This is a genomic window from Marinifilum breve (assembly GCF_003202155.1).
In the GTDB taxonomy this organism is placed as follows: Bacteria; Bacteroidota; Bacteroidia; order Bacteroidales; family Marinifilaceae; genus Marinifilum; species Marinifilum breve.
Map to the genome: position 1 here is coordinate 1 of NZ_QFLI01000065.1, position 707 is coordinate 707.

Here is a 707-nt window from a genome sequence, read left to right on the forward strand (position 1 = left end):
CCAGGAACGTCGGAGAGCCTTCCTGTTCAATATCATCATCAAAAGCAGCAAGTTCATCATAACCCGCCACATCCACCGACTTTTCACGGTAGTTTTTTGCCGCTTTACCGCCCAGGCACCAGAAGCCACGCCCATTAGTGAAACGCTTCATGGTGAGCGTGTTATCCCGGTGCTTTTTGCCATACCACGGGGCCAGCGCCAGCAGCGACGGAATATCACGAATAGTCGGCTCAACGTGGGTTTTCATAAAGTTCTCGGCATCACCATCCGTCGGCAACCAGATAAGGGTGTTGCGCTGCTTATGCTCTATAAAGTAGGCATAAACACCCAGCAGCATTTTGGAATAACCGACACGGGCAGACTTCACCACATTCACCTCACGGATGTAGTCGCTGCCCATCGCATTCATGATGGCCCGCTGAAAGGGCAGTGTTTCCCAGCGCCCTTCCTGGTATGCGGATTCTTTCGGGAGATAGTAATTAGCATCCGCCCATTCAACGGCGGTCTGTGGCTCCGGCCTGAACAGTGAGCGAAGCCCGGCGCGGACAAAATGCCGCAGCCTGTTAACCTGACTGTTCGATATATTCACTCAGCAACCCCGGTATCAGTTCATCCAGCGCGGCTGCTTTGTTCATGGCTTTGATGATATCCCGTTTCAGGAAATCAACATGTCGGTTTTCCAGTTCCGGAAAACGCCGCTGCACCGA

General features: G+C 52.9%; 1 protein-coding gene and 1 pseudogene. Both read right to left on the minus strand.

Translation table 11 applies throughout. The features are described from left to right. On the minus strand, positions 1–589 hold a 589-nt coding region (locus DF185_RS23000; RefSeq protein ID WP_133250145.1), incomplete at its 3' end, for a phage terminase large subunit family protein. Beyond that, positions 564–707 (minus strand): annotated as a pseudogene (locus tag DF185_RS23005) (DNA-packaging protein); the annotation flags it as partial. The pseudogene DF185_RS23005 and the gene DF185_RS23000, both read right to left, overlap by 26 nt.